The 5783-nt window shown below is 70.8% G+C and carries 3 protein-coding genes; 2 read left to right on the top strand and 1 reads right to left on the bottom strand.

The genetic code is table 11. From position 1 onward, the window contains the following. Window positions 1-202: 202 nt before the first annotated feature. Window positions 203-2791 (bottom strand): glycoside hydrolase family 48 protein, encoded by a 2589-nt coding sequence (locus FNQ90_RS10620; RefSeq protein WP_407699338.1) that lies wholly within the window; start codon window positions 2789-2791, stop codon window positions 203-205. Between the two features lie 435 nt (window positions 2792-3226). Here FNQ90_RS10620 and FNQ90_RS10615 point away from each other — a divergent pair, with 435 nt between their 5' ends. Then, on the top strand, window positions 3227-5068 hold the full coding sequence (locus FNQ90_RS10615; protein ID WP_182606145.1) for a glycoside hydrolase family 6 protein: 1842 nt from the start codon (window positions 3227-3229) through the stop codon (window positions 5066-5068). Window positions 5069-5353: 285 nt separating this feature from the next. Next, a partial coding sequence (locus FNQ90_RS10610; RefSeq protein ID WP_182606144.1) for a pyridoxamine 5'-phosphate oxidase family protein occupies window positions 5354-5783 on the top strand: 430 nt, incomplete at its 3' end.

The raw sequence follows: 5783 nt of genomic DNA, 5'->3' as shown, positions 1-5783 counted from the left end.
GGGCCGGCCCCGGGGGACGCACGGGACACCGGGTCGGGGGCGGACGCACGGGGCGGCGGCCCGGGGGTCGTCCTCCCCCGGACCGCCGCGCGGACCGGCGGCCTCCCGGCCGCCGGCCGGTCCCGTCCCCGCCGGTGGCAGGGAGGACGGGACCGGGTCGCGGTGCCGGCGTCACCCGCCCGGGGACGCCGGCACCGCCGGGTCACTCGTCGCCGAACAGGTCGGCGTAGGTGCCCAGGGCCATGGCGATGTCCGCCTGCGCCCAGAAGCGGTGGTACTCGAAGACCGGCTCCGGCCCACCGTTGAGGTACGCCTCGACCTTCGGCCAGTCCGGGTCGTCCTCGTAGAAGGAGCGGATGGACAGGAAGGTCGAGCCCGGCTCGATGACGTCACCGTTGGGCATGGTGCCGCTCCACCCCGGCGGGATGTAGATCTCCTGGTCGAACCGGGAGTAGTCGCCGCGGCTCTCCGGGACGGCGATGCCGATGCCGTCACGGTGCTCCCACAGGGCGTCCAGCAGGCCCTTGGCCGCGTCCCGGGCGGCGGTGTCGCCGGTGGCCGCCGCGTAGAACAGCAGCGCGTTGGCGAGCGAACCGGTGACGCCGACATCCTGGTTGTGACCGGTGACGGTCACGCTCAGGCCGTTGTTCGGGCCGGGGTTGTTCGGGTTCCAGTTGTCCGGCTGACCGGACCACGACAGCGTGGACGGGATGGAGAAGTCCCCGTTCTCGCCGATGTGGATCTCGTCCAGGACCCAGTCCACCCACTTGTCGAGGACCTCGCCGGCCATCTCGTCACCGGTCTCCCAGTACAGCTCGGCGACCCGCTGCATCGACCAGGCCTGCATGCCGAACCACTGGTTCGACGGCGGGTCCCGGTAGACCGGGGCCTCGTCGTAGAACATGCCGTAGAAGGTGGCGGTCCCGGCCGGCGGGGTGTCGTACGAACCCTCCCAGCTGTTGGTCACGCCACCGGCGATGCCGCCCTCGCGGGACTGCAGCCAGCGGTACAGCTCGACCTGGCGCTCCAGGCTGTTGGCCCAGTCCTGCCGCGCGGTCGGGGAGTTCGGGATCAGGTCCGGGTCGGTGCTCAGCGCGTAGGCGGCCATGGGGTTCTGGTAGCCGAAGTGCGAGTGGCTGCCGCCGATGCGCCAGGCCCATCCGGCGGACGGGTCGAGCGCACCGCCCCAGGCGTAGTACCAGGACAGCAGGTAGTGGGCGCTGTCGCGGCCGGTCCCGGCCGGGCAGCTCTGGGCGTTGGTGCAGTTGCCCACCCGCTTGAAGTACTTGTCGAACAGGGCGTAGCGCAGGTAGTCACCCATCTGCGCGGCCTTGGCGATGGTGCCGGCCACGGCGGCGCCGTTGCCCTGCTCCTCGGCCCAGCGCTTGGCCCAGAAGGCCGCCTGCACGGCGCGGGCGTCGGCGTCGGGGGCGTTGGTGTAGCGCCACTGCTCGGCGTAGCCGTCGTCCTGCACGTACAGGTCGAGGAAGCCGTTGGGCCCGCCGAAGGAGAAGTCGTCGCAGGAGGCGTGCGGGACGGTCTCCCAGACGGACTCCTCCGAGCCGCGCTGGAAGGTGTTGATGAAGGACGGGCCCTCGGTCTCGGGCCCGCCGGCGCACGGGGCGCCCGGAGCGTTGCCGAAGCCGTAGACGTTGTCCACGTCCTGCAGCCAGTGCATGCCGTAGATCTCGCTGGTGCCGTACGTCGATGCCAGCTCGGCGGCCAGCGGGTCCCTGCCGACCGGCACGTTCGACTCGAGCGCCGACGGGTAGTACGAGGGGTCCGGGTGCTCGGCGGCGTAGGTCGCCGGGCTGGAGGGGTTGTAGAAGCTGTTGGTCGGCTGATCCGCGCTACCGGGGATCATGTACCGCTCCATGGTTTCCCAGGCCTCGTTGAACCGGCCCCAGTCCCCGGTGATCTTCCCGTACATCGCCTCCAGCCAGATGAGGTAGCTGTAGGCCTCGGAGGTCGTCTCGTGGCCGTGGTCCGGCGCCTCGACGTTGAGGGTCTCCACCGCGTGGTAGGGGATGCCCTCGTCGGAGAAGTAGCCGTTGGCCGGGTCGGTGACCATGGCGTGCAGCTCGAGGAACCGCTCCTCGTACTCACCGGTGGCGGCGTTCAGCAGGGTGACCGTGACGTCCACCGACTCCAGGCCGGGAGCGCTCGCGGTGACCACGGCCGAACCGCTCGCGGACTCGGCGGCGGAGACCGTCACCTGCTGCGGGGTGTTCCAGTTGGCCGGGGTGAAGGTCAGCGAGGAGCCGGCGGAGACGCCCACGCCGGTGTCGCCGGAGCTGCGGGCCACGGAGACGGTGACGTTGCCCTCGGGCTGGTTGGACAGCCGCAGGCCGAAGCCGGCCGTGGAGCCCGGTGCGACGGCGACGGTGGAGGGGGAGGCGAGGATGGAGGGGGCGGAGACCTCGTCGCCACAGGTGACACCGTTGACCCGGAACGAGGTGGGGGCGGCGTTGGTGCCGGAGTAGCTGAAGTTGCCGCCGAAGCCGGCGGAGCCGCCCACCGGGATGGTGCGGTTCCAGTCGACGTTGGAGGCGGTGACCGTGCGGCCGGACTGCGACCACTGGGCGTTCCAGCCCTGCTGGAGCTGCTGGTTGCCGCTGTAGTCGTAGGTGAGGGTCCAACCGTTGATCGCGTTGGACCCGATGTTGTTGATGGTGATGTTGGCGGTGAAGCCGGAGCCCCAGTCGTTGACGTCGTAGACGACGTCGCAGCTCAGTTCGTTGGCCTGCGCGGTGCCGTTGAGGGCGGTGGTGAGGGTGAGGGGCATGGCCATCGCGGCGATGGCTGCGACGGTGATCCGCCGGGTGGGGCGTCGTCTGCGCCCCGGGCCGCCGGCCGGCGGCCCTCCGGTGGGATCGGTGGTGCTCTGGAAGCGCATGGACGGTCCCTTCCGTGCGGCTCGCTGTGGGGGGTCCCCCGGGAGGCGCCCCGGGGGTGGGAGGAGCGGTCGTCAACCGACTTCGGCTGACGTGAGCATGGAAACCAGTGGGAGCGCTCCCAAGGATCGGGGGAACCCTCGGACGCGTCAATACTCTTGACGCAAGCTCAGCTCAAAGGCCTGGTTAAGCCCCTGGTGGCCCATCAATTCTCGAACGACCCCTTGGCGAGAGGCGGTTGTTGGGGCTACCTTCCCTTCAACCAGTGGGAGCGGTTCCACCAGCCAGGCGCCCGGGACGGCGCATCGAAGAAACCTCCTGAGAGGACCGTAATGAGCCGCACCAACCCCCCACCCAAGCGGCGCTTCACGCAGCGCACAGCCATTCTCTCCGCCACCGCGCTGCTCGCGGCCGGTGTCGGGGCCGGCGGCCTGATGCAGGGCACCGCGTCCGCCAACGCCCTCGGTTGCTCGGTCGACTACTCCACCAATGACTGGGGCTCCGGCTTCACGGCCAACATCAGCATCAACAACGGTGGTTCCGCCGCTATCAACGGTTGGACCCTCACCTACGACTACAGCGGCAACCAGCAGCTCCAGCAGGGCTGGAACGCCCAGTGGTCGCAGTCCGGCCGCACGGTCTCCGTCTCCAACGTCGACTGGAACCGCACCATCGCGGCCGGTTCCTCGGTGAGCTTCGGCGGCAACTTCAGCTACTCCGGCACCAACGCCGCCCCGACCTCCTTCGCGGTCAACGGCGTCACCTGCTCCGATGACGGCGGCTCCGGTGGGAGCGACGGCGGGAACGGTGGAAACGACGGCGGCACCGGCGGGAACGACGGCGGCACCGGCGGGAACGACGGCGGCACCGGCGGTCCCGGCGGCCCGGGTGGTCCCGGGAACGGTGAGCGCGTCGACAACCCCTACGTGGGCGCCGGCGTCTACGTGAACCCCGAGTGGTCCGCCAACGCGGCCTCCGAGCCCGGTGGTTCGGCGATCGCCCACCTTCCGACCGGCGTCTGGCTGGACCGCATCGCGGCCATCGAGGGTGCCGGCCAGGCGGGCAACCGGACCATGGGACTGCGCGAGCACCTCGACGAGGCGGTCGTCCAGGCTCAGGACCACGACAACTTCGTCTTCCAGGTCGTCATCTACAACCTGCCCGGCCGTGACTGCGCCGCCCTGGCGTCCAACGGTGAGCTGGGGCCGGAGGAGCTCGACCGCTACAAGGACGAGTACATCGGCCCGATCGCGGACATCCTGTCGGATCCGAAGTACTCGGACCTGCGGATCGTGGCCGTCATCGAGATCGACTCGCTGCCGAACCTGGTGACCAACGTCGGCAACAGCGAGGGCGCCACCGAGATGTGCGACCGGATGCTCGCCAACCGCGGCTACGTCCGCGGCGTCGGCCACGCGCTGGCCACGCTGGGCGCCATCCCCAACGTCTACAACTACATCGACGCCGCCCACCACGGCTGGATCGGCTGGGACAGCAACTTCGTCCCGTCGGCCCGGATCTTCCACGAGGCCGCCAACGCCGAGGGTGCCACCCCGGCCGACGTCCACGGCTTCATCACCAACACCTCCAACTACAGCCCCACCGTGGAGCCGTACTTCAAGGTCACCGACTCGGTGAACGGCGTCAGCGTGCGGCAGGCGGAGTTCGTCGACTGGAACGACTACGTCGACGAGCAGAGCTTCGCCCAGGCCCTCCGCCAGGAGCTGGTCCGCCAGGGCTTCGACAGCGGCATCGGCATGCTCATCGACACCTCCCGCAACGGCTGGGGCGGCCCGAACCGTCCCACCGGCCCGGGCCCGATGACCACCGTGGACGCCTACGTCGACGGCAGCCGGATCGAGCAGCGATACAACAAGGGCAACTGGTGCAACCAGGCCGGTGCCGGCCTCGGTGAGCGCCCGACCACGGCCCCCGCGCCGGGGATCGACGCCTACGTGTGGATCAAGCCCCCGGGGGAGTCGGACGGTGCCAGCCGCGAGATCCCGAACGACGAGGGCAAGGGCTTCGACCGGATGTGCGACCCGACCTACCAGGGCAACGCCCGTAACGGCTTCAGCCCCTCCGGCGCCCTGCCGGACGCACCGGTCGCCGGCCACTGGTTCTCCGCCCAGTTCCAGGAGCTGCTGGCCAACGCCTACCCGCCCGTGAACTGACCTCCGCCGAGGTCGGTGCCGTCGGTGGGCCCCACCCCCGACGGTGAAGGGTGAAGGAACCACCCCCTGGTAGCCGGAGCCCCGGTCCCCCACGGACCGGGGCTCCGGTGTGTCCGAACGCGGACGTGGCGATGGCCGGGACGACGGGGAGGGCAGGTACGCCGCTTCCCCCGACCGTGTCGATCTGCGGGTGTCACACCCCTTTGTCATGCTGAGGGGGAGATCCGGGATCCGGCGGTGTCCGACCGCCGCGCCCCGTCCGGCCACGGAGGAGAGCGGAGCGTCATGGCAGCGTCGAGTCCCGTGCCCGTCACCACCGAGCCCTACCTGCGGGGAGCGGAGGGCGCCCCCGTGGCCTGGGCCGATGCCCTGGCCGCGCTCGCCGGCGCCGATTGGTGTTGGCTCTCCACCACCTCCCGGGACGGCGCCCCGCACACCGTGCCGATCCTGGCCGTGATCACCGGCGGCCTCCCCCACTTCGCCACCGGCGCGGGCACCCGCAAGACCGCCCACCTCGGCGTGGAGCCCCGCTGCGTACTCGCCGCGCAGACACCCGAGCTGCACCTGGTGATCGAGGGGGTCGCCGAGCGGGTGGGGGACGACGCCATGCTGGAGTCGGCCTCCGTCGCCTACCTCGACCGCCACGGCTGGGAGACCGAGGTCCGGGACGGCGCGCTGCACGCCCCCGAGGGCGCCCCCACCGCCGGTCCACCGC

The organism is Streptomyces alkaliphilus, from assembly GCF_014141535.1.
Taxonomy (GTDB): Bacteria; Actinomycetota; Actinomycetes; order Streptomycetales; family Streptomycetaceae; genus Streptomyces; species Streptomyces alkaliphilus.
Note: the sequence above shows the minus strand (reverse complement) of the source record. Positions and strands in the feature narration are given on the sequence as shown.